This is a genomic window from Janthinobacterium sp. P210006 (assembly GCF_036231885.1).
GTDB lineage: Bacteria > Pseudomonadota > Gammaproteobacteria > Burkholderiales > Burkholderiaceae_D > Janthinobacterium > Janthinobacterium violaceinigrum.
In genome coordinates this window covers 925,660-952,456 of sequence record NZ_JAZARD010000001.1, presented here as the reverse complement: position 1 = coordinate 952,456, position 26,797 = coordinate 925,660, and the positions used below count along the sequence as shown (strand labels likewise).

Below are 26,797 nucleotides of genomic sequence, written 5' to 3'. Positions count from 1 at the left end.
TGAATACTATTCCATACTTTGCCGCAAACATGCGGCATGCAACCCGTGCCCGCCATGGACAGCATCGACCTAGAAGTTCTGAAAACCAGCGCCGCCTGGCTCGCTGCCGGGCACCGCTGCGAACTCGTCACCGTCATCAAGACCTGGGGCTCCAGCCCCCGTCCCGTGGGCGCCACCCTGGCCATCTGCGACGATGGCACGGTCGTCGGTTCCGTCTCCGGCGGCTGCATCGAAGATGACCTGATCGACACCGTCCGCGTGCACGGTATCGTGCGCACGCTGCCGGAAATCGTCAGCTACGGCATCAGCGCCGACGAGGCGCACCGCTTCGGCCTGCCCTGCGGCGGCACCATCGAACTGGCCATCGAGCCGCTGCATGCGGGCAGCCGCGTGGCAGAACTGCTGGCGCGCCTGGAAGCGCATGAACTGGTCGAGCGCCGCCTCGACCTGCGCAGCGGCGCCGTCACCCTGCAGCGCGCCGTGCCGGGCGCCGTGCTGGTCCTGGAAGATGGCGTACTCACCACGCAGCATGGCCCCCGCTGGCGTTTGCTGATCATCGGCGCCAGCCAGCTGTCGCGCTTCGTGGCGCAAATCGCCACGGCCATGGATTACCACGTCATCGTCTGCGACCCGCGCGAGGAATACCGCAGCGGCTGGAACGTGCCGGGCGTGCCCCTGCTGCATGCCATGCCCGACGACCTGGTGCTGGAATTAAAGCTCGACAGCCGCAGCGCCGTCGTCGCCCTCACGCACGATCCCAAGCTCGACGACCTGGCCCTGATGGAAGCGCTCAAATCCCCGGCCTTTTATGTGGGCGCCATCGGCTCGCGCGCCAACAATGCCAGGCGCCGCGAGCGCCTGCTGCAGTTCGACGTCAGCGCGGAACAGCTGGCGCGCCTGCATGGCCCCATCGGCCTGTACATCGGCAGCAAGACGCCGGCCGAAATCGCCATTTCCATCCTGGCCGAGCTGACGGCCGTCAAGAACGGCGTGCCCGACGCGCTGCAGATCCAGCACGCGGCGGCCCTGAGCCCTCCCGGCACCGATATCTGCGCGCGCTAGGCCGAAAGCAAGAAACGGGATGCGCCAGCATCGCCCCCCTGATACCTTCCCTGACTTTGGCCCGCCATGACCCTGCTGCACTGGACCCTCCCCCTGCCCGCCGGCTACCGCCGCGACGATGTCATCGCCTTCCACGGCCGGGATACGCAAGCCGTGGCGGAACAGGTCACGCCGACTGGCCTGCGCAAGGGCATCCTGCTTGCCGGCGTGCCCGTCGTACTGGACGTGGCCTTCACGGACGATACCGCCATCTGCCAGGCAGATATCGACGGCAATGACGATGGCTTCGCCGGCCTGCAAACGCCCCTGCACGGCGCCCTCCTGAATATCCTCGGCCTGCGCATCGACCCGCAGCCGTTCGCGCTGCTGGCCGCCGGCGACCCGCTGCTGGCGCCGTTGATCCGCGTCAATCCCGGTTTGCGCATCGTGCAGTCGGCCAGCCCGTTCGAGGCGCTGACCTGGGCCATCATCGGCCAGCAGATCAACCTGTCGTTCGCCATTTCCCTGCGCCGCAGCTTCATTGTGCAGGCGGGGCGCCGGCACGGCAGCGGCTTGTGGTGCTACCCGGAGGCGCGCGACGTGGCACGCCTGTCCGTGGAAGAACTGACCAGCCGCAAATTCTCGCGCGCCAAGGCGGAAACCGTGCTGCGCCTGGCGCGCCTGGTCGACGAGGAAGCCCTGTCGCTGGAGCTGCCCCCGTCCGGCGACGTGGCGGCCATCTCGCAGGCGCTGCTGGCCGTGAAGGGCATCGGCCCGTGGACCGTCAATTACGCGCTGCTGCGCGGCTACGGCTACGCCGACTGCTCGCTGCACGGCGACGTGGCCATCCGCGCCGCCCTGCAAAAACTGCTCGGCGAAGAGAGCAAGCCGGACATGGCGCGTACGGAGCAGTGGCTGCGCCAGTATGCGCCGCACCGCACCATGGCCGCCGCCCACCTGTGGGCCAGCCTGCATGCGCCGGAAAAAAATAATTCGCAAGCGGTGGAATAAACGGCGGGCGGCACGCGTCTATCCCTTGCAAGCCCCCAAAACCTCAAGGAGACCATCATGCGCCTGACCACCACCTTTGCCGCCACCGCCCTTTTCACCGCCTTGTCCGCCCCGCTCGCCTTCGCCGCCGACGTCATGCCCGCCAACGGCATGCTGGTCAACGCCAGCGGCATGACCGTGTATGTATTCGACAAGGATGTCGCCGACAGCGGCAAGAGCGCCTGCAGCGGCGGCTGCCTGGTGGCCTGGCCCGCCGTCATCGCCACCGAAGCTTCGCCCGCCGCCCCGTACGGCAGCATCAAGCGCGAAGACAACGGCGCCATGCAGCTGACCTACAAGGGCAAACCGCTGTACCTGTACAAGGAAGACAAGAAGCCGGGCGACGCGGCCGGCGACAACTTCAAGAACGTGTGGCACGTCGTCAAGCCGTAAGCCGCCTGCCGCCTGCCGCCGCGCCGCCATGACCGTGCCTGACGACAGCCGCCTGCTGCAAGCGTGCCTGCCCGGCCTGCGCCGCTATGCGCGCGCGCTGGTCGGTGAAGTGCACGCGGACGACCTGGTGCAGGATACCGTGGAGCGGGCCTGGCGCCGGCTGGAGCAATGGCAGCGGGGCGCCGGGATGCGTCCCTGGCTGTTTTCCATCATGCACAACCTGCACGTCGATCAGCTGCGCCGCCCCGGCCTGGCGCTGCAGGAGCTCGACGACGACGCCGTGCTGCCCGCGCCCGAGCGCGCGCCGGGACAAGCCATCGCCATCGGCGAAATGGATGCGGCGCTGGCCCGTTTGCCGCTGGGGCAGCGCGAAGTGATCCTGCTCGTCGCGCTCGAACAGATGCCGTACGAGCAGGTGGCGGCCACCCTGGACATCCCCGTCGGCACCGTGATGTCGCGCCTGTCGCGCGGACGCGACAAGCTGCGCACCCTGCTCGATGGCCGCCCTGCCGGTAGCCAGGGCAGCGGCCCACCCACCCTGAAAGTCGTGAAATGACAACGCAAGCCATCAGCGAAGCGCAATTGCACGCCCTGGCCGACGGCGTGCTGCCGGAAGGCGAGCGCGCGGCCGTCGACGCCTACCTGCACGCGCATCCGCAGGACGCTGCCAGGGTGGCTGCCTGGCGCGAGCAAAACCGGCAATTGCGCGCCCTGTTCGACCCCGTGCTGGACGACGCCGTGCCGCCCCCGCTGCTGCAGGCGGCAAGCCCGCCGGCCGCGAACGGTGCATGGCGCCGCCCCGCCATGCAGGCGGCGGCCGCCGTCGTGCTGCTGCTCGCCGGCGGCATGGGCGGCTGGCTGCTGCGCGGCGACGGCGACGCTGGCGGCGACCTGCGGACGGCCAGCGCCAGCCCCCTGGCCCTGGCGCGCAGCGCCGCCATCGCCCACGCCGTCTACACGCCCGAAGTGCGCCACCCCGTGGAAGTGGGCGTCGAGCAGGAGGCGCACCTGGTGCAATGGCTGTCGAAACGCCTGGGCAGCACCCTGCAGCCGCCCGTGCTGTCGCCGCTCGGCTACCGCTTGATCGGCGGGCGTTTGCTGCCCGGCGACGGCGACGGCCCCGTAGCGCAGTTCATGTACGAAGATGGCAGCGGCAAGCGCCTGACCCTGTACGTGGCCAGGGAGCGGGCCGGCCGGCAGGAAACGGCGTTCCGCTACACGCAGGAAAAGGAACTGGGCGTGTTTTACTGGATCGATGGCCAGATGGGCTACGCCCTGTCGGCCAGGCTGCCGAAAGCCGAGCTGGGCAAGATCGCCGACGCCGTGTATGCGCAGCTGGAAGCACATCGCTGAGCCACGGATAAGCGCTATTGCGGCGCCGCTGCGCGCCAGCCGGCCAGGTGGATCAGGCTGGCGCACAGGCACAGGACGAGCCCAAAGGCGGCCACGCCCGTCCAGCCCAAGTGCGTCATCAGCCAGCCGCTGGCCGCCACGCCGGCGGCGCCGCCGAGAAAAGTGGCCGTCATGTACAGGCTGTTGATGCGGCCCTGTGCGGCCGGATCGACGGCAAAGGCACGCGTCTGGTTCGATACGAGGCCCGCCTGCACGCCGATGTCGAGCACGATGACGCCGGCCACCAGCAGGATCAGCGAAGACTCGGCGCCCGCCAGCAGCAGGTAGCCCAGCGTCACGATGCCGATGCTGGCGCAGACGACACTGCGCGGTCCCAGCTTGTCGGTAAACCGGCCTCCCAGGGTGGCGGCCAGCGCGCCCGCTGCGCCGATGATGCCGAAGCCGCCAGCCCAGGCGCTGCCCAGGTGCCATGGACCGTTGGCCAGCAGCGACGCCAGGTTGACCCAGAACGCATTGAAGCAAGCCCACAACAGCGACTGGACCAGCATGGCTTCACGGATGGGCCGATGGTCGCGGGCCAGCGGCCACAGCGACGCCAGCAGCCGCGCATAGGACAGCTGCGTGCCGGGTTTGCCTTGCGGCAGCAGGGCGGCGGCCGCGATCCACACGGGCACCATGAACGCCGCTTCCATGGCGTAGACGGCGCGCCAGCCCCAGGCCTCGCCCACCACCCCGGCTACCGTGCGTCCCAGCAGGATGCCCACCATGATGCCGCCAACCACCGTTCCCACGGAGCGGCCACGCTCGCCGGGCGGCGACATCAGCGCGGCGAACGGCACCAGTTGCTGCGGCACGCAGCTGACGATGCCCAGGCCAAACGACGCCCCGATCAATGCCCAGATGCCGGGCGCCAGCGCCGCCGCCAGCGCGCAGACGAAGGCCAGCGCGATCTGGCCCAGCACCAGCTTGCGCCGGTCGTAACGGTCACCCAGCGGCAGGAGCAAGGCCAGCCCCGTCGCAAAACCCAGCAGCGCAGCACCGGCGACGAGATCGACGGCCGCCAGACCCACTCCCAGGTCCGCCTGGATCAAGGGCAGGATCGGCTGGGTGCAATAGATGTTGGTGATCACGGCGCCGGCGATGACGGCCATGATGAGGATCTTGCCGCGCGGCGCAGGCGCCGCGGCAGGCGTCTCAAGGGGAAGAACGGGCGCGGGGGGAACGGGCGTGGCGGAAACGGGCGTGGGGCGCATGGCGCTCTCCTTTCAGGGTGGCGCGGCAACATGCCGCGGCGAAGGAGACCAGCTTACGTACTTGCACCAGCAAAGAGAATCCCATAAGATTGAAAATCATTCTTCCATAATTTGATAGGATTTACATGGCAACGCTCCATGGATAGGCTGGAATCCATGACCATCCTGCTGGCGGTGGTGGACGCGGGCAGCCTGTCGGCCGCCGCGCGCCATCTCGGCATGCCGCTGGCCACCGTCAGCCGCAAGGTGGCGGCGCTGGAAACGCACCTCGGCACGCGCCTGCTGCACCGCACGACGCGCCAGCTGGCACTGACGGAGGCGGGCGGTTCCTACGTGGCCGCATGCCGCCGCATCCTCGAGGAGATCGCGGAAGCGGAGCGCACGGCAACGGGCGAATACGTGGCGCCCAAAGGCGAGCTGACGGTCACCGCGTCCGTCGTGTTCGGGCGCCTGCACATCGTGCCCGTGGTAGCGGAGTTTCTCGCCCAGTATCCGGAAATCGAGATCAAGCTGGTGCTGACCGATCGCGTCGTGCACCTGATGGACGAGCAGGTCGACGTGGCCGTGCGCATCGGCGACCTGCCCGACAGCAGCTTCATCGCCACGCGCGTCGGCACGGTGCGCCGCGTCGTCTGCGCCAGTCCCGGCTACCTGGCCGCGCATGGCGTGCCGCTCGCGCCGGGTGACCTGGCCGCGCACGACTGCATCAGTTTTGAAGTGCTGGAATCGCGGCGCGCCTGGGTCTTCGGCACGGGCAAATCGGCGCAGTCCGTGCCCGTGCATGCGCGGCTGGCCGTCAACACGGTGGACGCGGCGATTGCCGCCGCGACCCTGGGCGTGGGCGTGATCCGCGTGCTGTCGTATCAGGTCATGGACGCCCTGCGCAGCGACGCGCTGCGCATCGTGCTCGCACCGTTCGAAGCGGCGCCCCTGTCCGTCAGCCTGCTGCACAAGGGCCAGGCGCCGCTGCCGTTGAAATTGCGCGCGTTTCTCGATTTCGTCACGCCGCGCCTGCGCGCGCGTCAGCTGGACGCCATCTGAGCGCGCCGCAGTTCCGCATAGGCGTCGACCAGCCGTTCCTTTGAATAGCCGCGATTGAGTCCGCTGGGGTTGGGCAGTATCCACACGCGCGCGCCGCCGAAGCGTTCCGGCTGTTCGCCCCAGTCCAGTCGGCGTTTTCCCGTCATGGCCGCGTAGGCGGCCTTGCCCAGGAAAGCGATCCACTGGGGCTGCGCCCATGCCAGCTTGTGCAGCAGGCCCGCCTCCGCCTGTGCGAATTCGTCCTCCTCCACCTGGTCCGCGCGGCGGGTCGGACGCCCGACAGCCGCCGTCAGGCCCAGTCCGAAACCGAGCACGCTTCGATCGTCCTGCGGCGCCACCAGGTGCGGCGTGAAGCCGGCCAGGTGCAAGACGGGCCAGAAGCGGTTGCCGCGGCCGAGAAAATGGTGGCCGGCCGCCGCCGCATCCACGCCGGGATTGAGGCCGCAAAAAACCACCTGCAAGCCGGGAGCGAGGATATCGGGCAAGCCTGCTGCCGGTGTGACGTGTTCCATAAAAAATTCTCCCTGTCTGGACCCGCAGTATAGAAGAACCTGTGCCGGCATGTGCTGGCCTGACCTGCAGCGCATGCCGGCTGGTGCTACCATCCCATACTGATGCGCCAATCCGCCTGACGGACGGCCGTCACGCTTCTTCGCACCACCCCACTCCGAGGAATAAACATGACGACCCTGACCATCAATGGCAAGCAGCATGACCTTGCCCTGCCTGAAGACACGCCCCTGCTGTGGGCCCTGCGCGACGAACTGGGCATGACCGGCACCAAATTCGGCTGCGGCATGGCCCTGTGCGGCGCCTGCACCGTCCACCTCGATGGCGAAGCCATCCGCTCCTGCGTAACGCCCATGTCGGCCGCTGCCGGCAAGCGCATCACCACCATCGAAGCGGTGGGTGAAGACCACGTCGGCCTGGCGCTGCAGCAGGCGTGGCAGGAGCACGGCGTGCCCCAATGCGGCTACTGTCAGGCGGGGCAGATCATGTCGGCCACGGCGCTGCTGCACAAGACCCCAAAACCGAACGACCAGCAGATCCGCGAAGCGATGAGCGGCAATATCTGCCGCTGCGGCACCTACACGCGCATCCACGCGGCCATCAAGCAGGCCTCGGCCAGCATCAACGCCAAAGGAGCGGCCAAATGAGCACTCTCGACACGCTGTCCTCCCCCGCTTCGCCTGCGCGGCGCAGCTGGCTCAAGGCCGCCGGCGCACTGGCCGGCCTGACCCTGGTGGCCGGCCCTTCCGGCCTCGTGATGGCGGCCGACGCCGTCAAATACGGCGGCGATAAGATGGCCGGCGGCGTGGTCGACGACGCCCTGGTCTTCCTGTCGATCGGCGCGGACGGCATCGTCACCATCGTGGCGCACCGCTCCGAAATGGGCCAGGGCATCCGCACCAGCCTGCCCATGGTGGCGGCCGACGAACTGGGCGCCGACTGGGCGCAGGTGCGCGTGCAGCAGGCGCCCGCCGACGAAGCGCGCTACGGCAGCCAGGATACGGACGGTTCGCGCAGCATGCGCCACTCGTTCCGCGCCATGCGCCACGTGGGCGCCACGGCGCGCCTGATGCTGGAAACGGCGGCCGCCGTGCGCTGGGACGTGCCCGTCACCGAGGTAAAAGCCGTCAACCATGCGGTCGTGCACGCGGCCAGCGGGCGTTCGCTGTCGTTCGGCGCGCTGGCCGGGGAAGCGGCCAAATTGCCGGTGCCGCCGCGCGCGCGCATCAGCCTGAAAACGGCGGGCGAGCTGCGCTACATCGGGCAGACCAGTACGCGCGGCATCGACCTGCACGACATCGTCACGGGCAATACCCACTTCGGCATCGACACGCGCCTCGACGGCATGGCGTATGCCGTCATCGCCCGTCCGCCCGTGTTTGGCGGCAAGCTGAAAAGCGTGGACAAGACGGCGGCCCTGAAGGTGCCTGGCGTGCTGCGCATCGTCGAACTGGCAGGCAGTCCGCCGCCGGCCATGTTCAATCCGCTGGGCGGCGTGGCCGTCATCGCCAGGAACACCTGGGCCGCCATCAAGGGCCGCGAAGCGCTGGTGCTGGAATGGGAAGATGGCCCGAACGGCGGCTACGATTCGGCCGCCTTCCGCAAGACCCTGGAAGCGGCCGTGCGCCAGCCGGCCAGCCCGGCGCGCGACCAGGGCAAGACGGTGGCCACCCTGGCCGCCGCTCCCGCCGCGCGCAAGTTCAGCGCCGAATACTATCTGCCCCACCTGGCCCACGCCACCATGGAGCCGCCCGCAGCCACCGTGCGCATCGCCGACGGCAAGGCCGAAGTGTGGGCCTGCGTGCAGGCGCCGCAAGCGACGCGCAGCAACGTGGCCAAGGCCCTGGGCCTGGCGTATGACGACGTGACCGTCCACGTGACCCTGCTGGGCGGCGGCTTCGGGCGCAAATCGAAACCCGATTTCGCCGTCGAGGCGGCGCTACTGTCGAAAGCCATGGATGGCGCGCCCGTCAAGCTGACGTGGACGCGCGACGACGACCTGCAGCACGATTACCTGCACACGGTATCCGTCGAACGGCTGGAAGCGTCGCTGGACGCGCAAGGCATGCCGACGGCCTGGCTGCACCGCACGGCGGCGCCCACCATCACCTCGACCTTTGCCGCCGGCGCGAACAAGCAGGCGCCGTTCGAGCTGGGCATGTCGGCCATCAACGTGCCGTATGCGATCGCGAACATCCGCGTCGAGGTGCCAGAAGTGCCGGCCCATACGCGCATCGGCTGGTTCCGTTCCGTGTCGAACATCCCGCATGCCTTCGCCATCCAGTCGTTCACGGCCGAACTGGCGCACGCGGCGAAGAAGGACCACCGCGACTACCTGCTGGCGCTCCTGGGACCGGCGCGCATGATCAACCCTTCCGACCTGTCCGACGGCTGGAACTATGGCGAAGACCCGGCGAAGTATCCGGTCGACATCAGCCGCATGCGCCACGTGATCGAGCTGGCGACCGCCAAGGCGGGCTGGGGCCGCAAGCTGCCCAAGGGGCGGGGACTGGGCCTGGCCGTATCCTACAGTTTCGTTACCTATGTGGCGGCCGTGATCGAAGTGGAAATCAACGCGGCCGGCGAAGTCATCGTGCCGCGCGTCGATATCGCCATGGATTGCGGACCGCAGATCAACCCGGACCGCGTGCGCTCGCAGATCGAAGGCGCTTGCATCATGGGCTTGTCCCTGGCCATGAGCGGCGAGATCAGTTTCAAGAATGGCCGGGTCGAGCAAAGCAATTTCCACGACTACGCCGTACTGCGGGCCGCCGACGCGCCACGCGCGATCCACACGCATCTGGTGCCGGGCACCCTGGACATGGAGCTGGGCGGCGTAGGCGAGCCGGCCACGCCGCCCATCGCGCCCGCCCTGTGCAACGCCATCTTCGCCGCCACGGGCAAGCGCATCCGCGCCCTGCCCGTGGGCATGCAACTGGCGAAGAAGCGCTAACTGCGGCGCGCAAGGCCGGACTGCAGCAGCAGCGCGGCGGCGGCAACCAGGGCGGCGCTGGCCCCCAGCAACCACATGGGCCAGTCCAGCAGGAGCAGCACCCCGCCCGTGGCGGCGCCGATGGCGCTGCCCAGGTACAACGCCGATTCGTTGAGGGCGATGGCCAGGTTGCCGTCGCCCTGCCGCGCGCGCACGGCCAGCAGTTGCTGGTTCTGCGGCACTTGCAGGGCCCACCCAGCCGCGCCCCACAGCACGATGGGCGCCAGCATCAGCCACGCCGACCAGCCGGCCGCCAGCGGCAGCGCGCACAAGGCCAGCGCCAGCAGCGCCAGGATGAACAGGGTCAGCTTCGGCGCCGCCACCTTGTCCGCCCATGGCCCGACCAGCACGCTGCCAACGATCCCCCCCACGCCCCAGGCCCACAGAAAGGGCGTGCTGGACATTGCTGCGTCCTGCGCCGACCAGGCCAGCAGCGGCGCGATGAAGGTGTACATGCCCAGGCTGGCGATGGCCGCCAGCAGGGACACGAGCAGGATGGCCAGCACCCGGCCGTCGGCCAGCAAGGCCAGCTTGCGGCGCAGCGAGATGGCCGGCGCGGACGATGCGGCAGGCAGCGCGGGCAGCTTCCACAGCAAGCCCGCCAGCGCCAGCGCGCCCAGCAAGGCCACCAGCCACAGGGCCGCGGTCCAGCCCAGCTGCTGCGCCAGCAACAGGCTCAGGGGCACGCCCAGCACCGTGCCGCCCGCCATGCCGCCCATGATCGCGCCGATGGCCTTGCCCCGCTGCTGCGGCGCCGATACGCCGGCCGCGGCCGCAATGCCCAGCGCCAGGTAGACGCCCGCACCGATGCCGGCGATGGCCCGCCATGCCAGCAAACTGCTGAAGCCGGGCGCCAGCGCGCTGGCCCCGTTCGCCAGCACGAACACGCCCAGGGCGATCAAGAGGCCGGAGCGCTGCGCGCGCGCCGGCAGCAAAGCCACCAGCAGCGGCGAACCGAGGCCATAGGCCAGGGTAAACGCCGTCACCAGCTGCGCGGCCATCGCCACGGAAACGGCAAAGGCACTGGCAATCATCGGCATCAAGCCCGCCGTCACATACGAGGCCATGCCCAGCGCGAACGCGCCCACGGCGATCAGGTAGACGGTGGCGGGCAGCGCGGCGGTGGCGGCCACGTCAGGGCCGCTGGGAGAGGAAGAATCAAGCATGGAGCAGCCTTCAGGAAGAAAACAGGCATTCTGGAATACAATATAAACAATTACAATTTAACTGTTTATGCTATTACTGATAGCAACAGACTCACAGGAAATACCGCACCATGCGCACTTTGGCCCGTACCCGCCACGAACTGGCCGCCTACCTGCAGGCGCGCCGCACGCGGCTGTCCCCGGAAGACGTGGGCTTGCCCGGCGGCGGGCGGCGCAGGACCCCGGGCTTGCGCCGCGAGGAAGTGGCGGCGCTGGCCGGCGTGGGGCTGACCTGGTACACCTGGCTGGAGCAGGGGCGCGACATCGGCGTCTCCAGCGCCTTCCTCGACAAGCTGGCCGAAGTGCTGAAGCTGGACGCGGGCGAGCGCCGCCACCTGTTCCTGCTGGCGCATGCGCGTCCGCCGGCCGAAGAGGGCAAGACGTATTGCGTGGTGCCGCCGATGGTGCGCCGCCTGATGCACGAACTGGCGCATCCGGCGTATGTGCTCAACCTGCGCTGGGACGTGCTGGCGTTTAATGGTGGCGCCGATGCCCTGTTCGGCTTCGGCGCGCATGTGCCGGCGCGGCGCAATCTGCTGTGGCTGCTGTTTACCGATCCGCTGCTGCGCTCACGCTTCATCGGCTGGGAAGAGCAGGCGCCGCTGATACTGTCGAGCTTTCGCCGCGACTACGCACGCGCCACGCAGGAAGCCGATATCCACGCGCTGGTGGAAGAACTGGAAAAAGTATCGCCGGAATTCAAGCAGTGGTGGCGCCGCCACGACGTGCACGCACCGTGCGCCGGCGTGCGCCGCCTGCACGTCGACGGCGCGGAACTGGCCTATGAACACACCTCGCTGACCATCGATGCGGACCGCCACTTGCGGCTGGTCGTGTATGCGCGCCAATTGACAGAGGATATCGCCCCCTAAAAGAAAAAACCGCTGGCCCTCTTGCGAGGAACCAGCGGTTTCGAATTGGTTGCGGGGACAGGATTTGAACCTGTGACCTTCGGGTTATGAGCCCGACGAGCTGCCAGACTGCTCCACCCCGCACAAGAATTATATACCAAATTGTTGCGCGGCGTAAAGGGCATGATTTGACAATGTCATTCCTGCCCCGCCTGCCGGAGTTGGCCGCTGGGTAAATTCCGGCAGAAATGAAAAAGCCGCCGGTCTTTTGCAAGAGTCGGCGGCTTTCGGTATTGGTTGCGGGGACAGGATTTGAACCTGTGACCTTCGGGTTATGAGCCCGACGAGCTGCCAGACTGCTCCACCCCGCACAAGAATTATAAGGGAAAACAGGTGGCTTAGGCAATAGCTATCTCAACTTCCGCTGCAATAGAACCATTTAATTAAAAATCCGCCCAATTGCCGCTTGGCATAGTGTCCGCCCGTCACGCCACGCCGCACGCAATCGGTGTACAGTAAGCGTTACACTAGACATCATTCTTTTCCTAAGCCCGCCCATGAAATTCTGCTCCGAATGCGCCCACCCTGTCAGCCTGTCCATTCCGGAAGGCGACAACCGTCCGCGCTATGTCTGCGCCAACTGCGACGCCATCCATTACCAGAACCCGAAAATGGTGGTCGGCTCCATCCCCGTCTGGGAAGAGGATGGACAGCTGCAGGTCTTGCTGTGCAAGCGCGCCATCGAACCGCGCCTGGGCTACTGGACCCTGCCGGCGGGCTTCATGGAAAACGACGAAACGACGTCCGACGCGGCCGAGCGCGAAACGGTGGAGGAAGCGGGCGCGCATATCGAACTGGGCCCCCTGTTTTCGCTGCTGAACGTGCAGCGCGTGCACCAGGTGCACCTGTTCTACCTGGCGCGCCTGCGCGACCTCGATTTCGCGCCCGGCATCGAAAGCCTGGAAGTGCAGCTGTTTACGGAAGCGCAGATTCCCTGGGATGACCTGGCCTTCCCCACCATCCGCGCCACCCTGGAACTGTTCTTTGCCGACCGCGTGAAAATCCGCGAAGGCGGCAGCTACGGTTTCCATACGGGCGACATCACGCGCCCGATGGCGCGCACGGATGCCGAGCAAGCTTCCTGACCCCGTCCACGCCGACACAGCATGATTCCCTGGCTCGACATCCACACCCCGTTTCCCGACGTTTCGCGCGCGCTGACCGACGAGGCGCCCGGCCTGCTGGCGGCCGGCGCCGACCTGTCGCCCGCGCGCCTGCTCGACGCCTACCGGCGCGGCATCTTCCCCTGGTTTTCCGAAGGCCAGCCCATCCTGTGGTGGAGCACCGATCCGCGCATGGTGCTGATGACGGAAGACTTCAAGGTCTCCGACAGCCTGGCCAAGGCGCTGCGCAGGGTCGAGCGCAGCGCCGCCACGGACGGGCGCTGGCAGCTGCGCTTCGACGGCGACTTCGAAGCCGTCATGCGCGCCTGCGCGGCGCCGCGCAAGGATGGCCCGGGCACGTGGATCTCGGACGAGATCATCGCCGGCTACACGGGCTTGCACAAGCTGGGCTACGCGCACTCGTCGGAACTGTGGCTCGATGGCGAACTGGTAGGCGGCGCGTATGGCGTATCGATCGGGCGCATGTTCTATGGCGAATCGATGTTCGCGCGGGTCACGGATGGCTCGAAGATCGCGCTGGCGCAGCTGGTGCGCTTTTTGAAGGCGCGCGGCGTGGCCATGATTGACTGCCAGCAGGAAACAAAACACCTGGCCTCGCTGGGCGCGGCGCCCATTTCGCGCGCGCGCTTCCTGGCCCACGTACGCGTCGCTATTGAAGCAGCGCAAATCACCGATTGGCGAGCTGCGCCATCCGCATAAAAAAGCTATGATATCTTCAGGCAGACCTTCATTGCCGCGGACAGACCAGACAGGATCAGCATGACGCACCTGAACGAACTACCGTTTGCCACCCTGCAGTTCTACACGACGGCGCCCTACCCGTGCAGCTATCTGGACGACCGCCAGGCCCGCTCGCAGGTGGCCACGCCCTCGCACCTGATCAACAGCGACGTGTATTCGGAACTGGTGCGCAACGGCTTTCGCCGCAGCGGCATTTTTACCTACCGCCCGTACTGCGACGGCTGCCAGGCCTGCATTCCCGTGCGCGTGGTGGCGCAGTCCTTCACGCCCAACCGCAACCAGCGCCGCGCGTGGAACCGGCACGCCGACCTGCAGGCGGGCGTGGCCAGCCTGTCCTTCCTCGACGAGCACTACGAACTGTATCTGCGCTACCAGAGCACGCGCCATGCGGGCGGCGGCATGGACCAGGACAGCCGCGACCAGTACGCGCAATTCCTGCTGCAAAGCCGGGTCAATACGCGCCTGGTGGAATTCCGCGATGCCGCAGGCATCCTGCGCATGGTCAGCATCATCGACGTGCTGGCCGATGGCCTGTCGTCCGTCTACACGTTCTTCGACCCGGACGTGGCGGGCGCCTCGTACGGCACCTACAACGTGCTGTGGCAAATCGCCCAGGCGCAGGAACTGGGCCTGCCCTACATCTACCTGGGCTACTGGATCGCGCAAAGCCCGAAAATGGCCTACAAGATCAACTTCAAGCCCCTGGAAGCGCGCATCAAGGGGCAGTGGGTGGTGATGTAAATCAAACCCAGCATGTAATGCCGGGGTCAGACCCCCGCGAGCGTTAGCGCCAAGCTCGGAGCTAACAATCGAGAGGGTCTGCCCCCTGCCCTTCATCGCCCCTGATCCGACCTACTTGCTCTTGTCCGGAAACGCCGGACGCGCAGGCCGCACGGGCGGGTTCTTCGCCAGCTCGGCCTGGATCACCTCAATCGCCTTTTCCAGCTGCGGATCGCGCCCGGCAATGACGTCGGCCGGCGTTTGTTCCACTTCGATATCGGGCGGCACGCCTTCGTTTTCCACGCCCCAGCCGTTCTCGCGCGTCCAGAACGCCAGGTTGGGCGCCGTGATGAAACCGCCATCCATCAGCACGGGGAAGCCGAGGATGCCCACCAGGCCGCCCCAGGTCGCCTTGCCGATCAGCGGACCCATGTTGTTTTTGCGGAACATCCACGGCAGCAGGTCGCCGCCCGAACCGGCCGTCTCGTCGATCAGCATGGCGCGCGGCCCCTGGATGGAAGCCGACGGCGTCTTCATGTCGGCGCCGTAGCGCATGGTCCACCAGGCGATTTCCTTCTTCTGCAGGATCTCGATGTAGTAATCGGCCACGCTGCCGCCGCCATTAAAACGCTCGTCGACGATGATGGCCTGCTTGTCCGCCTGCGGGAAGAAGTAGCGCTTGAAGTAGGTGTGGCCCAGGCCCGCCGTATTGGGCACGTACACGTAGGCCACCTTGCCGCCCGTCGCCGCATTCACCTTGCGCATATTGCCTTCGATCCAGTCGCGGTTGCGCAAGGCATCCTCGGTGGGCACGGGCACCACGGTAATCGTGCGCGCGCCTTTGCCGTCGGCCGATGGCCCCACGGTCAGGTCGATGGCCTTGCCGGCCGTGTTCTCGAAGGCGCTGTAGAGATTCGTCGGCGGCAGCAAAGGACGGCTGTCGACGGCCAGCAGGTATTCGCCCGCCTTGACGTTCAGGCCAGGCTCCGTCAGCGGCGCGCGCAGGGCGGGATTCCAGTTCAAGCCGCCATACACCTTCTTGAAGCGGTAATGGCCGTCGCTCACCTCGTAATCGGCGCCCAGGAGCCCGCCCGGCACCTTCTTCGCCTCGATGAAATCGTCGCCGCCGCCACCGCGGTGATGGCCCACGGCCAGCTCGCTGCACATCCACTGGATCAACCGGTTCAGGTCGGCGCGGCTGGACAGCTCGGGCAGGAAGACGGCGTACTTGTCGCGCATGGCCTTCCAGTCCACGCCGTGCATGCCCGGGTCATAGAAATAATCGCGGTTGATGCGCCACACCTCATTGAAAATCTGCGTCCACTCGGCGCGCGGATCGGCTTTCACTTCGATGGCATCGACCTTGATCTTGCCCTCGCCCGGCGCCAGCAGCTTGCCCGTGGCCGACCCCATGGCCCAGTTGTCCTTCTGGCGGTACAGCAGCTTCTTGCCATCGGCCGAGACCTCGAAATCGTCCGCCTCCGCCACCACCGTTTCCGCCTTGCGCTCCTTTAAATCAAAGCGCTGCACGGCCTTCTTGCCATCGCTTTCGCGCAGCAGAAAGATCTGTCCCGCAGCGCCGGCCGTCAGGTTGGAAAACTGCGCGGCTGGCAGCGGCAGGTCGACGATGCGCGTGGCGATGCCGTCGAAATCGATGGCAATCGGCGCCACGGGAGCCACCGTGACTTTCGGGTCGTCGCGGCCCGTCTTCGGATCGATCTTCGGTTCGTTCTTCGCATCGTTTTTCGACTCGGCTTCGGCCTTGGCCGACTCCTTCCGGCTCTCCGCGCCGGCCGCCTTTTCCTCGTCGCTTTCCTTGATCAGCGGCGACGGCAAGTCGCGCCGCAGCACGGCCATCCACACGGTGCGCGTCACCAGGTTGTCTTCGTTCTGCTGCGAGAACCAGTTGTTGCTGGGCCCCGCATTGGTCGAGGCGAAGAAGTACAGGTATTTGCCGCTCTTGTCGAACACGGGCTGGGCCACGTCGGACAAGCCATCGGTCACGGGCATCGACTTGTTCTGTTCGACGGAATAGATATAGGCGCTGCGCGTGTAGGTGGGCGAATTGAGCGTGTAGGCCAGCCAGCGCGAGTCGGGCGCCCACGAGGCGCGCATGCTCTTGTCCACGCCATACATCGGCTCCGTGGCGATTTTTTGCACCTTGCCCGTGCCGACGTCGATCACGTACATGCTCCAGCCATTGTCGGCAAACGCGATCTTCCTGCTGTCGGGCGACCAGACGGCATTGTCATAGAAGCCGCTGCCATTGAGCTTGAGTTTCTTCACCGCCCCCTTGCCGTCCTGCGAACGCACGTGCAATTCATACTCGCCCGACTCGTCCGAAAAATACGCGACCGAGCGGCCATCGGGCGACCAGATGGGCGTGCGCTCGTGGGCGCCGGCCGTCTGCGTCAGGTTGCGCACGTCGCCCTTGTCGGCGGGGATGGTGACGATCTCGCCCCGGTACTCGAATGCCACGCGCGCACCCGAGGGCGAGATCGACGCATCGCGGATGTATTTCGCGTTCTTGACCCAGCGGGGGCGCGTCTGCCCCAGGTCGCTGGCCACGGCGATGGCCAGTTTGTGCGCCTGGCCGCTGGCGATATCGAAGGCGTGCAAATAGCCGGCCTGCTCGTAGACGATCGTGCCGTTCGCCGCCGAGGCGTTCAGCACGGGGAAATCCGTGTGCTGCGTCAGCTGGCGCACGGCCTTCGTCTTCACGTCATACGCAAACAGGTTGAATTCGCCGTTGCGGTCCGAGCGGAAGTACACGGTATCGCCCAGCCACATGGGGTCGACGTCGTTCGAGCGCGTGGTGGGCTGGGGGATTTTTTCGATGGATTTGTCGGCCGACGAGAAGAGCCACAGCCAGGAATTGGTGCCGCCACGGTAGCGCTTCCACTGCTTGAAGGCGGGCGCCAGCGGGTTGTAGGCGATGCGCTTGCCGTCGGGCGAATAGGCGGCGCGCGAGGCATTGGGGATTTCCAGCTGCGTTTCCACGCCGCCCGTCACCGGCACCGTAAACAGCTTCTGGAAGCGGTTGTTGAAGGCGGCGCGCGGAGAGGTAAACATCACGGCCTTGCCATCGGGGGTGAAGGCCTGCGCCAGGTCCGCGCCCGGGTGGAAGGTCAGGCGGCGCGGCACGCCGCCCGCCGCCGCGATCACGTACACGTCCACATTGCCGTCGATGTTCGCGCTATACGCGATCAGGCTGCCGTCGGGCGAGAAGACGGGGTTGGACTTGTCGCCCAGGTCCGAGGTCAGGCGCCGCGCGCCGCCGCCGTCGAGGTTCGATAGCCACAGGTCGCCCGCATAGATGAAGGCGATGTGGCGGCTGGAGACGGCCGGTTCGCTCAGCATGCGGGTGTCTTGCGTATTGGGCAGTGCCAGGGCCGGGTGGCTCAGCAGCAGTGCGCTGGCGGCTGCGATGGCCGTCAAGATGCGTGTCTTTTTCAATCGATGTCTCGCTTATGAAGTAAACAGAACAGAGAAGAAACAGGAAAGTCCAAGGCCGGATGCGGATTATCAATGGATCAATATTGCATTTAGCCAACAAGAACTATACACCCGACCGCTGCGTGGAACACGGTAAAATACGGCACTTATTCCGCGCGCCGCCAGCCGTTCCCGGCGGCCCGCACACCTACTCAAAGCGCCCCATGTCTGAAAAATTCCTGTACTCCCTCGCCCGCCCGCTGCTGTTTTCGATGGATGCCGAAGCGGCCCACCATCTCACCCTGCCCGCCCTGAAACGCGCCGCCGCGCTGGGCCTGACGAAGCTGGCCGGCAAACCGGCAGCCGACCCGCGCACGGTGATGGGCATCACCTTTCCCAATCCCGTGGGCCTGGCCGCCGGCCTGGACAAGGATGGCGCCTACATCGACGCGCTGGCCGACCTGGGATTTGGCTCCATCGAAGTGGGCACCGTCACGCCGCGCGCACAGGCGGGCAACCCGAAACCGCGCATGTTCCGCCTGCCGCAGGCGCAGGGCATCATCAACCGCATGGGCTTTAACAATGGCGGCGTGGACGCGTTTGTCGCCAACGTGCAGGCGTCGAAGTTCTACCAGGACCGCGCCGGCGTGCTGGGCTTGAACATCGGCAAGAACGCCGACACGCCCATCGAGCGGGCGGCCGACGACTATCTGCTGTGCCTGGAAAAAGTCTATCCCTACGCCAGCTATGTGACGGTGAACATCTCGTCGCCGAACACGAAAAACCTGCGCCAGCTGCAGGGCGCGTCGGAACTCGACGCCCTGCTGTCGCAGCTCAAAGATGCCCAGGCGCGCCTGGCGGACAAGCACAAACGCTACGTGCCGCTGGCCCTGAAAATCGCGCCGGACATGGATGGCGAACAGGTGAAAAGCATCGCCGAGTCGCTCACGCGCCACCAGATCGACGGCGTCATCGCCACCAACACGACCCTGTCGCGCAGCGCCGTGGAAGGCATGCCGCACGGCGCGGAAGCGGGCGGCCTGTCCGGCGCGCCCGTGTTCGAACTGTCGAACAATGTGATCCGCCTGCTGAAGGCGGAACTGGGCGACGCGCTGCCCATCATCGGCGTGGGCGGCATCATGCAGGGCAGCGACGCCGTGGCCAAGTTCGAGGCGGGCGCGCAGCTGGTGCAGCTGTACAGCGGCCTGATTTACGCCGGTCCCGCGCTGATCAAGGATTGCGCGCGCGCGCTGCGCGGCAAGCAGGCACGCTAAGGACGGCGCATGGAAAAGATCAAGCTGGGCGCCAGCAGCCTGGAAGTGAGCCGGATCTGCCTGGGCACGATGACCTTCGGCGAACAGAACACGGAAGCCGAAGCGCACAGCCAGCTCGATTACGCGCTGGAACGGGGCATCAACTTCATCGACACGGCCGAGATGTATCCCGTGATGGCCAGCGCGCAGACGCAGGGCAGCACGGAACGCCATATCGGCAGCTGGCTGAAGAAAAGCGGCAGGCGCGGCGACATCGTGCTGGCCAGCAAGGTGGCCGGGCCGAACTCGCGCATGCACTGGATACGCAAGGGCAAGACGAACCACGACGCGGCCAACATCCGCGCCGCCGTCGAAGACAGCCTGCGCCGGCTGCAGACGGAGCACATTGACCTGTACCAGCTGCACTGGCCCAGCCGCAACCTGCCCATCTTCGGCGCCAGCGTGTACAACCCCCGCAAGGAGCACGCCTCGGTCGCCATCGAAGACACCCTGGCCGTGCTGGGCAAGCTGGTCGACGAAGGCAAGATCGGCCACATCGGCGTGTCGAACGAATCGTCGTGGGGCGTGTGCGAGTTCATCAAGCAGGCCGAGCTGAAAGGCTTGCCCCGCATCGCCTCGATCCAGAACCTGTACAACCTGACGGCGCGCCATTTCGAAACGAGCTTGCTGGACGAGACTTGCCACCGGGAAAATGTGGGCTTGCTGGCCTACAGCCCCCTGGCATTCGGCCAGCTGACGGCGAAATACATCGACGATCCGCAAGCCCAGGGCCGCCTGACGCGCTTCCCCGCCGGCTGGAGTCCCCGCTACGTGCGCCCCGCCACCATCGAAGCGGCCACGCAATATGCGGCGCTGGCCCGCGCGCATGGCTTGACGCCGGCGCAGCTGGCGCTGGCCTGGTGCTATACGCGCTGGTTCGTCGCCTCGACCATCATCGGCGCCACCAGCGTCGAACAGTTGCGACAAAATATCGACGCCCACCAGCTCACGCTGTCGCCGGAACTGGTGGCGGCCGTCGACGCCATCCACGCCCAGATACCCAATCCGGGCCAGTAGCCGCCCACCGCCTGGCGGCGCACGCCGCCGCCAGGCTACCCACTCTCATCGCAGATAGTCGTATTTATACAACAGCTGGCAATTTACTGCTGTGCAGCATTGCAGCCTTGCCATGCCCGGTCGTATGCTGGAAACGAGGCCATATGCGCTACTCGCGTCATTTCTACGTGTATCAGATATTTATTGCATATCGATAGACATAAGGATTCGTAAGCACGCCACGTGCCCGCTGTTAATCTGATTTCATCACCGGACCGCCATGGTCCGTGCATCCCCTAACCGAAGAGATATCGTCGATGAGTTCAAGCACTGTCCGCTCCCAGCTTCCCGCCCTGCCCGTGAAAACCGTTATCGCCGCCAGCCTGATCGCCTGCTTCAGCCTGCCCATGCAGGCGCAAGCGCAGCAAGAGCTGCCGGCCGAAGGCGAATTGCAATCGGTGGTGGTCACCGGCACCTTCGCCAAGAACCGCCGCACCATCGATTCCGAATCGCCGATCGACATCCTCACCTCGCGCGACCTGCAAAGCACGGGTTCGGCCGAACTGGCCACCGTGCTGGCGCGCCTGCTGCCATCGCTGAACTTTGCCCGCGCCACAGGCGCCGACGCCAGCGACGCCGTGCGTCCGGCCCAGCTGCGCGGCCTGTCGCCCGACCAGACCCTGGTGCTGGTGAACGGCAAGCGCCGCTATACCTCGGCCGTCGTCAACGTCAACGGTTCGCTGGGCCGCGGCTCGGCGCCCGTCGACCTGAACGCCATTCCCCTGGCCGCCATCGACCACGTGGAAGTGCTGCGCGACGGCGCCGCGGCCCAGTACGGCTCCGACGCGATTGCCGGCGTGATCAACATCATCCTGAAAAAAGGCGCGGCCGGCGGCGATATCGAAGTGGGCTATGGCCAGACGCAGGAACGCGACGGCAAGCAAAAGTCCATCAAGGGTTCGGCCGGCTTCAAGCTGGGCGACGACGGCTGGGTGCGCGTCTCGGCCGAAGTGGCGGAACGCGATCCGACCAACCGCGCCGGCGCCGATTTCCGCAATCCGCTGGAACCGCGCTATGGCAAGGTCAACCAGCGCTATGGCGACCCGGAAAGCAAGCCGGCGACGATTTTCCTCAACAGCGAATACCGCATCAATGACAGTGTGGACTGGTACGCCTTCGGCAATTACGGCAAGCGCGACACCTCGGCCGCCGCCACGTGGCGCACGGCCCTGATCCCGGACCCGAACAATGCGAAGCTGTTCGTGCAGCGCACGCCGCTCTTCCCGGAAGGCTTTTTGCCTTTGCAAAACAGCACGCTGACGGACCAGTCCCTCGTCACGGGCTTGCGCGGCGAAGCGGCCGGCTGGCGCTGGGATGCCAGCCTGAACTACGGCAGCAACAAGTTCGAGCTGGACCTGGACAACACGGTCAACCAGTCGCTGGGCGCGAACAGCCCCACGCATTTCTATGCCGGTTCGCTGAAAAACGAGCAGACCGTCTTTAACCTCGATGCGGCGCGCGAATTCCCTGTCGCCGCCTTCTCCGGCCCGCTGACGGTAGCCGTGGGCGCCGAAGCGCGCCATGAGAAATACAGCATCGGCGCCGGCGACGCAGCGTCGTACACGGGTGGCGGCTCGCAAGGCTTTGCCGGCTTCCGTCCTGCCAACGCAGGCAGCCATTCGCGCCACAACGAATCGATCTACGTAAACCTGGAAGCGGAAGCGACGAAAAATCTGTCCGGCGGCGTGGCCTTGCGCCATGAGCGCTACAGCGACTTCGGCAGCACCACCTCGGCCAAGGGTTCGGCCCGCTACGCGTTCACGGACGCCCTGTCCCTGCGCGGCACCGTGTCGAGCGGCTTCCGCGCACCGTCGCTGGCGCAGCAGTACTACACCATCACCACCACCAACTTCCAGGTGGTCAATGGCACCAATACGGCCATCGAGACGGGCACCTTTGCCGTCAACACGCCGCAGGCGCGCGCCCTCGGCGCACAGGACCTGAAACCGGAAAAGGCCCGCAACTACAGCCTGGGCCTGCAGTTCCAGCCCAACCGCAACTTCACCACCAGCATCGACGCCTACCGCATCGACATCGACAACCGCATCCTGTTCTCGGCCAACCTGGCGCTGAACGACAAGCTCAAGAGCCAGCTGGCGGCGCAAGGCACGCCCGTGGGCGCGGCGCGCTACTTCACCAACGCCGTCGATACGCGCACGGAAGGCGTGGACATCGTCAGCACCTACCGCATCGACCTGCAGGACAAGAACCGCCTGGACCTCACCGCGGCGTACAACCACAACAAGAGCACGGTACAAAAAATCGCCGACAATCCGGCCATCCTGACGGCCAACAACCTGAAACTGATCGACCGCCAGAGCATCGACCGCATCACGGTGGCGTCGCCGAAGGACAAGTTCAGCCTGGCCGCCGACTACAGCTTCGGCATCTGGAATGCGCACGGCGTCGTGACGCGCTACGGCAGCTTCACCGTGCCGCAAAACGACGTCAAGCTGGACCAGACGTATGACCCGCAATGGGTGCTGGACCTGTCCGGTTCCGTGAAGCTGGACAAGAACTGGCGCCTGGTGGCCGGCATCGACAACGTCACCAACCGCTACCCGGCGCAAGTGACCAGCAACGGCAACCTGAACGTCAACGGCACGCAGCCCTACAGCATCTTCGCGCCGAACGGTTTCAACGGCCGCTACTACTACGCCAAGGCCGGCTACAGCTGGTAAGCGCTGCCGCAGCAATGCAAAGGGAGGCCTCGCGCCTCCCTTTTTTCGTTTACCGTTCGTCGTTGGTATCGGGATCGCCGCCCTGGCGATGATCGCCGTCGAGCAGCGCCAGCGCCGCCAGGTCGTCACCGTCGAGGGCAAAGTCGAAGACGGCCAGGTTTTGTGCCATGCGCGCCGGGTCCTGCGATTTCGGGATCGCCACCAGGCCGTGCTGCACATGCCAGCGCAGCAGGATTTGCGCGGCCGAGCGCCCGTGCTTCTGCGCCAGGCGCAGCACGGTGGCGTCCTGCAGCAGCGCGCCGCGTCCCAGCGGACTCCATGACTCGATGACGATGCCCTGCCGCGCATGCCAGGCGCGCAAGGCCGCCTGCGTGAAGTCCGGGTGCAGCTCGAGCTGGTTCACGGCGGGCAGCACGCCCGTCTCCGCCAGCAGGCGTTCGATATGCGCGGGCTGGAAATTCGATACGCCGATCGAGCGGATGCGCCCTTCCTCGCGCAGGCGCACGAAGGCGCGCCACGTGTCCACATACAGGTCCCGCATGGGCAGCGGCCAATGGATCAGGTACAGGTCGAGGTAATCGGTGCCCAGCGCGGCCATGGTGGCGTCGAAGGCGCGCAAGGTCGTCTCGTAACCGTGCTCGCTGCCGCGCAGCTTGCTGGTGATCGCCACCTCGCCGCGCGGCAGACCGCTGGCGGCGATGCCGCGGCCCACGCCCGTTTCATTGCCGTAGCGGGCCGCCGTATCGATCAGGCGGTAGCCGCAGGCCAGCGCCGCCTGCACGGCCGTCTCCGCCTGCGCATCGTCGAGCGGCCAGGTGCCAAAGCCGATCTGCGCGATGCGCCGGCCATCGTTGAGGGGTAAATGGGGGATCGTTGCGTCCGTCATGCCTGTCCTTGTGTGAGAGGGGGAACGGCCATCATACGGCTTGCGCGCGCGGCGTGCTTTCAGGCGTGCAATCGGCTACCATGGGCTTTCTTTCCTGACGACGGATCACCATGCCCAGCTGGCACCTGGCCGACGCAGCCGAACTGGCGGCGCGCCATCCCTACACCTTCTATAAATCGCCGCCCGAGGCCATCGCCCAGGTGCGCCCCGGCGACGTGGTCAAGCTGATCTTCGCCTTCCACAGCGACGATCCGCACGCGCCGGGCGCCGAGCGCATGTGGGTGCTGGTCGATACGGTGGACGCCGGCGGCCAATTCACGGGCAAGCTCGACAACACGCCCGGCTACATCCGCGACCTGCACGCGCAAGACCCCATCGCCTTCGCGGCACGCCACATCATCAATACGCAGCACGACGATGACGATAACCTCGTCAACCGCTACGCGGGCCTGTGCTTCGTCACGAAAAGAGTGCTGGAAGACGGCGCGCCCGTCGGCTACCTGTACCGCGAGGAACCGGACACCGCCGACGACAGCGGCTGGCGCTTCACGGCCAACGACGAAAGCGACGACTACATCAACGACAGCGCCAACGTGGCCCTCGTGTCGCTGGGCGCCGTGCTCAGCGTGGATGACCGTTTCATTGCGCTGCTGGACGCTCCCACCGGCGCGGCCTATGCCTTCGACCATAACACCCAACAATTCATGGCGGTTGACGAATGACAAGTGATGAACTGAAAGACGTTTGCGCGGCCCTGCCCGGCGCGCAAGCCGTGCTGTACGGCCCGCCGTCGAACATCCTCGTGTATGAAGTGAGCGGCAAGAAGTTTGCCTATTTTAAGACCAGCGCCCCCGAGCAGTGGCGCTTCAGCCTGCGCGCCAGCGCCGAGCGCTTCATCGAACTGACGGACATGCCGGGCGTCAAGCCGGCCCGCTACATGGGCCGCTTTCACTGGGTGACCATCGTCGACGTGGCGCGCTTCCCCGCCGATTACCTGCTGGAACTGCTGCAGGATTCCCACGCGCGCGCCGTGGCCAGCCTGACGCGCGCGCAGCGGGCCGCGCTCGCGTCAGCTTAAAGCGGCTCTTCGCCCGCCATGGCGCGGTCGATGTCTTCGCGCGTCAGATCCGGCGCCAGTTGCAGGATGAACTCGTAGGCATACGCGCGCAGGTAGGCGCCGCGGCGCACGGCCAGGCGCGTCGTGTTAGTGGCGAACAGATGCGACGCTTCCACGGCCCGCAGCCCCTTGTCGCGGCCGTGGTCGAAGGCCATGGACGCGACGATGCCCACGCCCAGGCCCAGCGCCACGTATTGCTTGATGACGTCCGAATCCATGGCCGTCAGGATGATGTCGGTGGCCACGCCCGCCTTGGCGAACGCATCGTCGATATGGCCACGGCCCGTGAAACCCTTGTCGTAGGTAATCAAGGGATATTTCGCCAGGTCTTCCAGGCGGATGGGCGAATGCTCGAGCAGCGGGTGGCCGTCCGGCACGACGATCAGATGGCTCCAGCGGTAGCACGGGAACGACACGAGGTCGGGGAACTGGCTCAAGCCTTCCGTGGCGATGCCGATATCGGTCTTGCCCGACAACACCCATTCCGCGATGTGCTCGGGCGCGCTTTGTTGTAGCGCAATACGCACGTCGGGGAAGGCGGCGCGGAAGCCCTGCACCACTTTCGGCAGCGCATAACGGGCCTGCGTGTGCGTGGCCGCCACGGACAGGGTGCCGCTGGTCTGGCCGCTGTATTCGAGGCTGGCCTGCTGCAGGTTTTCCGCTTCGATCAAGAGGCGGTCGACGATTTTCAGGATGCCCTTGCCCGGTTCCGTCAAGCCCGTCAATCGCTTGCCGTTGCGCTCGAAGATGACCACGCCCAGCTCGTCTTCCAGTTCGCGGATCTGCCGGCTCACGCCCGGCTGCGACGTGAACAGGGCGTTGGCCACTTCCGTCAGGTTATAGCCGCGGCGGGCCGCTTCGCGGATCGATCGCAGTTGTTGAAAGTTCATATTGGTTCCAGCCTTTAGGTTCTTGTCGGTTCGACGAACACGTGTAATCGTTTCGGGCGCACGATCAGGGTCTCGCCCTCTTTCAGCTGCAGATGGCTGAAACGCTCGTTCGACATCACCGCTTCGATCAGTTCGCTGTTATCGACGCGCTGCAAGTCCAGCTGGGCCAGCGGGCCGATGGCATGGGCACGGCTCAGTTTCACGACGATGCCTTCCGCGCCCTGCGTGTAGCGGTCGATTTCCAGGTCGTGCGGACGCACATAGGCCGTGCCCTTGCTGTCGCTCACGCCCGCGTAATCGGGTACCTCGAAGCTGGCGTCGCCCGTGGCCATCACGCCGTCATGCACGCGGCCGTGGAACAGGTTGACGTTGCCGAGGAAGCCATACACGAACGGCGACGCGGGGTGGTTGTAGACTTGCTCGGGCGAACCGAGCTGCTCGACGGTGCCCTTGTTCATCAGCACCACCTGGTCCGCCACTTCCAGTGCTTCTTCCTGGTCATGCGTGACGAAAATGCTGGTGACGTGCAAGTCGTCGTGCAGGCGGCGCAGCCAGCGGCGCAATTCCTTGCGCACCTTGGCATCGAGGGCGCCGAACGGTTCGTCCAGCAGCAGCACGCGGGGCTCGACGGCCAGGGCGCGCGCCAGGGCGATGCGCTGGCGCTGGCCGCCCGACAATTGCGGCGGATAGCGGTCGGCCAGCCAGTCCAGCTGCACCAGTTCCAGCAAATCCTTCACTTTGCGGCGGATCTGGTCTTCCGACGGGCGCTCGCTGCGCGACTTCACGCGCAAGCCAAATGCCACGTTCTCGAACACCGTCATGTGCTTGAACAGCGCGTAATGCTGGAACACGAAACCCACTTGCCGCTCGCGCACGTGGCGGTTCGACGCATCTTCCGCGTCGAGCAGCACCTGGCCGCTGTCCGGATGTTCGAGGCCGGCAATAATGCGCAGCAAGGTGGTCTTGCCGCAACCGGACGGGCCCAGCAGGGCCGTCAGTTCGCCGGCGGGAAAGTCCAGCGAGATATTGTCGAGGGCGACGAAATCGCCGAAGCGCTTGTGGATGTTTTTAACTGCGATGGTCAT

General features: G+C 66.2%; 24 protein-coding genes and 2 tRNA genes. 17 read left to right on the top strand and 9 right to left on the bottom strand.

Annotated elements, in window-relative coordinates; all coding sequences use genetic code 11:
• Positions 1 to 54: 54 nt before the first annotated feature.
• From VPH41_RS04200 to VPH41_RS04180, 5 genes are all read left to right on the top strand, one after another.
• Positions 55 to 1,062 (top strand): XdhC family protein, encoded by a 1,008-nt coding sequence (locus tag VPH41_RS04200; RefSeq protein WP_328569613.1) that lies wholly within the window; start codon positions 55 to 57, stop codon positions 1,060 to 1,062.
• 66 nt (positions 1,063 to 1,128) lie between these two features.
• Positions 1,129 to 2,052 carry a DNA-3-methyladenine glycosylase family protein gene (locus tag VPH41_RS04195; RefSeq protein ID WP_328569066.1) on the top strand — a complete coding sequence of 308 codons (924 nt, stop codon included), beginning with the start codon at positions 1,129 to 1,131 and terminating at the stop codon, positions 2,050 to 2,052.
• A gap of 57 nt (positions 2,053 to 2,109) precedes the next feature.
• Positions 2,110 to 2,484, top strand: a complete 375-nt coding sequence (locus VPH41_RS04190) for a COG4315 family predicted lipoprotein (RefSeq protein WP_328569065.1) — start codon at positions 2,110 to 2,112, stop codon at positions 2,482 to 2,484.
• Between the two features lie 28 nt (positions 2,485 to 2,512).
• The gene (locus tag VPH41_RS04185; RefSeq protein ID WP_193317246.1) at positions 2,513 to 3,040 is read left to right on the top strand and encodes an RNA polymerase sigma factor; all 528 of its coding nucleotides are present in this window, start codon (positions 2,513 to 2,515) and stop codon (positions 3,038 to 3,040) included.
• Complete coding sequence (locus tag VPH41_RS04180) at positions 3,037 to 3,837, top strand: anti-sigma factor family protein (RefSeq protein WP_328569064.1); 801 nt, start codon at positions 3,037 to 3,039, stop codon at positions 3,835 to 3,837. Before VPH41_RS04185 ends, VPH41_RS04180 begins: the two co-directional genes overlap by 4 nt.
• Positions 3,838 to 3,851: 14 nt before the next feature.
• Here VPH41_RS04180 and VPH41_RS04175 read toward each other — a convergent pair whose 3' ends face one another.
• Complete coding sequence (locus VPH41_RS04175; protein ID WP_328569063.1) at positions 3,852 to 5,090, bottom strand: MFS transporter; 1,239 nt, start codon at positions 5,088 to 5,090, stop codon at positions 3,852 to 3,854.
• Between the two features lie 138 nt (positions 5,091 to 5,228).
• On the opposite strand from VPH41_RS04175, the gene VPH41_RS04170 reads away from it, so the two are divergent.
• Complete coding sequence (locus tag VPH41_RS04170) at positions 5,229 to 6,131, top strand: LysR family transcriptional regulator (protein ID WP_328569062.1); 903 nt, start codon at positions 5,229 to 5,231, stop codon at positions 6,129 to 6,131.
• Here the strand turns inward: VPH41_RS04170 and mug are convergent.
• Positions 6,113 to 6,643: a G/U mismatch-specific DNA glycosylase gene (mug, locus tag VPH41_RS04165; RefSeq protein WP_328569061.1), complete on the bottom strand. Its 531-nt coding sequence runs from the start codon at positions 6,641 to 6,643 to the stop codon at positions 6,113 to 6,115. The genes VPH41_RS04170 and mug overlap by 19 nt on opposite strands.
• A 168-nt stretch (positions 6,644 to 6,811) precedes the next feature.
• Between mug and VPH41_RS04160 the strand changes: the two genes are divergently transcribed.
• Positions 6,812 to 7,288, top strand: coding sequence for a (2Fe-2S)-binding protein (locus tag VPH41_RS04160; protein ID WP_328569060.1), 477 nt, complete (start codon positions 6,812 to 6,814; stop codon positions 7,286 to 7,288).
• Positions 7,285 to 9,594, top strand: a complete 2,310-nt coding sequence (locus tag VPH41_RS04155) for a xanthine dehydrogenase family protein molybdopterin-binding subunit (RefSeq protein ID WP_328569059.1) — start codon at positions 7,285 to 7,287, stop codon at positions 9,592 to 9,594. Before VPH41_RS04160 ends, VPH41_RS04155 begins: the two co-directional genes overlap by 4 nt.
• Here the strand turns inward: VPH41_RS04155 and VPH41_RS04150 are convergent.
• Positions 9,591 to 10,799, bottom strand: a complete 1,209-nt coding sequence (locus tag VPH41_RS04150) for an MFS transporter (RefSeq protein ID WP_328569058.1) — start codon at positions 10,797 to 10,799, stop codon at positions 9,591 to 9,593. The genes VPH41_RS04155 and VPH41_RS04150 overlap by 4 nt on opposite strands.
• A gap of 110 nt (positions 10,800 to 10,909) precedes the next feature.
• Here VPH41_RS04150 and VPH41_RS04145 point away from each other — a divergent pair, with 110 nt between their 5' ends.
• Positions 10,910 to 11,710, top strand: coding sequence for a helix-turn-helix transcriptional regulator (locus VPH41_RS04145; RefSeq protein WP_328569057.1), 801 nt, complete (start codon positions 10,910 to 10,912; stop codon positions 11,708 to 11,710).
• 46 nt (positions 11,711 to 11,756) lie between these two features.
• Here the strand turns inward: VPH41_RS04145 and VPH41_RS04140 are convergent.
• Both VPH41_RS04140 and VPH41_RS04135 read right to left on the bottom strand, forming a co-directional pair.
• Positions 11,757 to 11,833 (bottom strand) — tRNA-Met (locus VPH41_RS04140).
• A gap of 150 nt (positions 11,834 to 11,983) precedes the next feature.
• A tRNA-Met gene (locus tag VPH41_RS04135) sits at positions 11,984 to 12,060 on the bottom strand.
• A gap of 186 nt (positions 12,061 to 12,246) precedes the next feature.
• Between VPH41_RS04135 and VPH41_RS04130 the strand changes: the two genes are divergently transcribed.
• Genes VPH41_RS04130 through VPH41_RS04120 form a run of 3 tightly spaced genes read left to right on the top strand, consistent with a single transcriptional unit; the run spans position 12,247 to position 14,355 of the window.
• Positions 12,247 to 12,834, top strand: coding sequence for an NUDIX hydrolase (locus VPH41_RS04130; RefSeq protein ID WP_152283358.1), 588 nt, complete (start codon positions 12,247 to 12,249; stop codon positions 12,832 to 12,834).
• A gap of 21 nt (positions 12,835 to 12,855) precedes the next feature.
• On the top strand, positions 12,856 to 13,572 hold the full coding sequence (gene aat, locus VPH41_RS04125) for a leucyl/phenylalanyl-tRNA--protein transferase (RefSeq protein ID WP_152283357.1): 717 nt from the start codon (positions 12,856 to 12,858) through the stop codon (positions 13,570 to 13,572).
• 60 nt (positions 13,573 to 13,632) lie between these two features.
• Positions 13,633 to 14,355, top strand: coding sequence for an arginyltransferase (locus VPH41_RS04120; RefSeq protein WP_287779387.1), 723 nt, complete (start codon positions 13,633 to 13,635; stop codon positions 14,353 to 14,355).
• 111 nt (positions 14,356 to 14,466) lie between these two features.
• Here the strand turns inward: VPH41_RS04120 and VPH41_RS04115 are convergent, their stop codons facing one another.
• Positions 14,467 to 17,772 (bottom strand): S41 family peptidase, encoded by a 3,306-nt coding sequence (locus VPH41_RS04115; RefSeq protein WP_328569056.1) that lies wholly within the window; start codon positions 17,770 to 17,772, stop codon positions 14,467 to 14,469.
• Positions 17,773 to 17,993: 221 nt separating this feature from the next.
• Here VPH41_RS04115 and VPH41_RS04110 point away from each other — a divergent pair, with 221 nt between their 5' ends.
• The 3 genes from VPH41_RS04110 (at position 17,994) to VPH41_RS04100 (ending at position 22,819) form a co-directional block, all read left to right on the top strand.
• Positions 17,994 to 19,043, top strand: a complete 1,050-nt coding sequence (locus VPH41_RS04110; RefSeq protein WP_328569055.1) for a quinone-dependent dihydroorotate dehydrogenase — start codon at positions 17,994 to 17,996, stop codon at positions 19,041 to 19,043.
• 9 nt (positions 19,044 to 19,052) lie between these two features.
• Positions 19,053 to 20,099 carry an aldo/keto reductase gene (locus VPH41_RS04105; RefSeq protein WP_328569054.1) on the top strand — a complete coding sequence of 349 codons (1,047 nt, stop codon included), beginning with the start codon at positions 19,053 to 19,055 and terminating at the stop codon, positions 20,097 to 20,099.
• A gap of 296 nt (positions 20,100 to 20,395) precedes the next feature.
• Positions 20,396 to 22,819 carry a TonB-dependent receptor plug domain-containing protein gene (locus VPH41_RS04100; protein WP_328569053.1) on the top strand — a complete coding sequence of 808 codons (2,424 nt, stop codon included), beginning with the start codon at positions 20,396 to 20,398 and terminating at the stop codon, positions 22,817 to 22,819.
• Positions 22,820 to 22,868: 49 nt separating this feature from the next.
• Here VPH41_RS04100 and VPH41_RS04095 read toward each other — a convergent pair whose 3' ends face one another.
• On the bottom strand, positions 22,869 to 23,705 hold the full coding sequence (locus VPH41_RS04095; protein WP_328569052.1) for an aldo/keto reductase: 837 nt from the start codon (positions 23,703 to 23,705) through the stop codon (positions 22,869 to 22,871).
• 110 nt (positions 23,706 to 23,815) lie between these two features.
• On the opposite strand from VPH41_RS04095, the gene VPH41_RS04090 reads away from it, so the two are divergent.
• Both VPH41_RS04090 and VPH41_RS04085 read left to right on the top strand, forming a co-directional pair.
• Entirely contained in the window at positions 23,816 to 24,427 is a 612-nt protein-coding gene (locus VPH41_RS04090) for an immunity protein Imm33 domain-containing protein (protein ID WP_328569051.1), read from the top strand.
• Positions 24,424 to 24,783 carry an MmcQ/YjbR family DNA-binding protein gene (locus VPH41_RS04085; protein ID WP_328569050.1) on the top strand — a complete coding sequence of 120 codons (360 nt, stop codon included), beginning with the start codon at positions 24,424 to 24,426 and terminating at the stop codon, positions 24,781 to 24,783. Before VPH41_RS04090 ends, VPH41_RS04085 begins: the two co-directional genes overlap by 4 nt.
• Here the strand turns inward: VPH41_RS04085 and VPH41_RS04080 are convergent.
• Positions 24,780 to 25,712, bottom strand: coding sequence for a CysB family HTH-type transcriptional regulator (locus VPH41_RS04080; RefSeq protein WP_152257486.1), 933 nt, complete (start codon positions 25,710 to 25,712; stop codon positions 24,780 to 24,782). The genes VPH41_RS04085 and VPH41_RS04080 overlap by 4 nt on opposite strands.
• A gap of 14 nt (positions 25,713 to 25,726) precedes the next feature.
• Complete coding sequence (locus VPH41_RS04075) at positions 25,727 to 26,797, bottom strand: sulfate/molybdate ABC transporter ATP-binding protein (RefSeq protein ID WP_328569049.1); 1,071 nt, start codon at positions 26,795 to 26,797, stop codon at positions 25,727 to 25,729.

Excerpts from the sequence above, each read along its gene's own strand:
- VPH41_RS04200 (WP_328569613.1), top strand. The coding sequence starts at position 55 with ATGGACAGCATCGACCTAGAAGTTCTGAAAACCAGCGCCGCCTGGCTC.
- VPH41_RS04195 (WP_328569066.1), top strand. The coding sequence starts at position 1,129 with ATGACCCTGCTGCACTGGACCCTCCCCCTGCCCGCCGGCTACCGCCGC.
- VPH41_RS04190 (WP_328569065.1), top strand. The coding sequence starts at position 2,110 with ATGCGCCTGACCACCACCTTTGCCGCCACCGCCCTTTTCACCGCCTTG.
- VPH41_RS04185 (WP_193317246.1), top strand. The coding sequence starts at position 2,513 with ATGACCGTGCCTGACGACAGCCGCCTGCTGCAAGCGTGCCTGCCCGGC.
- VPH41_RS04180 (WP_328569064.1), top strand. The coding sequence starts at position 3,037 with ATGACAACGCAAGCCATCAGCGAAGCGCAATTGCACGCCCTGGCCGAC.
- VPH41_RS04175 (WP_328569063.1), bottom strand. The coding sequence starts at position 5,090 with ATGCGCCCCACGCCCGTTTCCGCCACGCCCGTTCCCCCCGCGCCCGTT.
- VPH41_RS04170 (WP_328569062.1), top strand. The coding sequence starts at position 5,229 with ATGGATAGGCTGGAATCCATGACCATCCTGCTGGCGGTGGTGGACGCG.
- mug (WP_328569061.1), bottom strand. The coding sequence starts at position 6,643 with ATGGAACACGTCACACCGGCAGCAGGCTTGCCCGATATCCTCGCTCCC.
- VPH41_RS04160 (WP_328569060.1), top strand. The coding sequence starts at position 6,812 with ATGACGACCCTGACCATCAATGGCAAGCAGCATGACCTTGCCCTGCCT.
- VPH41_RS04155 (WP_328569059.1), top strand. The coding sequence starts at position 7,285 with ATGAGCACTCTCGACACGCTGTCCTCCCCCGCTTCGCCTGCGCGGCGC.
- VPH41_RS04150 (WP_328569058.1), bottom strand. The coding sequence starts at position 10,799 with ATGCTTGATTCTTCCTCTCCCAGCGGCCCTGACGTGGCCGCCACCGCC.
- VPH41_RS04145 (WP_328569057.1), top strand. The coding sequence starts at position 10,910 with ATGCGCACTTTGGCCCGTACCCGCCACGAACTGGCCGCCTACCTGCAG.
- VPH41_RS04130 (WP_152283358.1), top strand. The coding sequence starts at position 12,247 with ATGAAATTCTGCTCCGAATGCGCCCACCCTGTCAGCCTGTCCATTCCG.
- aat (WP_152283357.1), top strand. The coding sequence starts at position 12,856 with ATGATTCCCTGGCTCGACATCCACACCCCGTTTCCCGACGTTTCGCGC.
- VPH41_RS04120 (WP_287779387.1), top strand. The coding sequence starts at position 13,633 with ATGACGCACCTGAACGAACTACCGTTTGCCACCCTGCAGTTCTACACG.
- VPH41_RS04110 (WP_328569055.1), top strand. The coding sequence starts at position 17,994 with ATGTCTGAAAAATTCCTGTACTCCCTCGCCCGCCCGCTGCTGTTTTCG.
- VPH41_RS04105 (WP_328569054.1), top strand. The coding sequence starts at position 19,053 with ATGGAAAAGATCAAGCTGGGCGCCAGCAGCCTGGAAGTGAGCCGGATC.
- VPH41_RS04100 (WP_328569053.1), top strand. The coding sequence starts at position 20,396 with ATGAGTTCAAGCACTGTCCGCTCCCAGCTTCCCGCCCTGCCCGTGAAA.
- VPH41_RS04095 (WP_328569052.1), bottom strand. The coding sequence starts at position 23,705 with ATGACGGACGCAACGATCCCCCATTTACCCCTCAACGATGGCCGGCGC.
- VPH41_RS04090 (WP_328569051.1), top strand. The coding sequence starts at position 23,816 with ATGCCCAGCTGGCACCTGGCCGACGCAGCCGAACTGGCGGCGCGCCAT.
- VPH41_RS04085 (WP_328569050.1), top strand. The coding sequence starts at position 24,424 with ATGACAAGTGATGAACTGAAAGACGTTTGCGCGGCCCTGCCCGGCGCG.
- VPH41_RS04080 (WP_152257486.1), bottom strand. The coding sequence starts at position 25,712 with ATGAACTTTCAACAACTGCGATCGATCCGCGAAGCGGCCCGCCGCGGC.
- VPH41_RS04075 (WP_328569049.1), bottom strand. The coding sequence starts at position 26,797 with ATGACCATCGCAGTTAAAAACATCCACAAGCGCTTCGGCGATTTCGTC.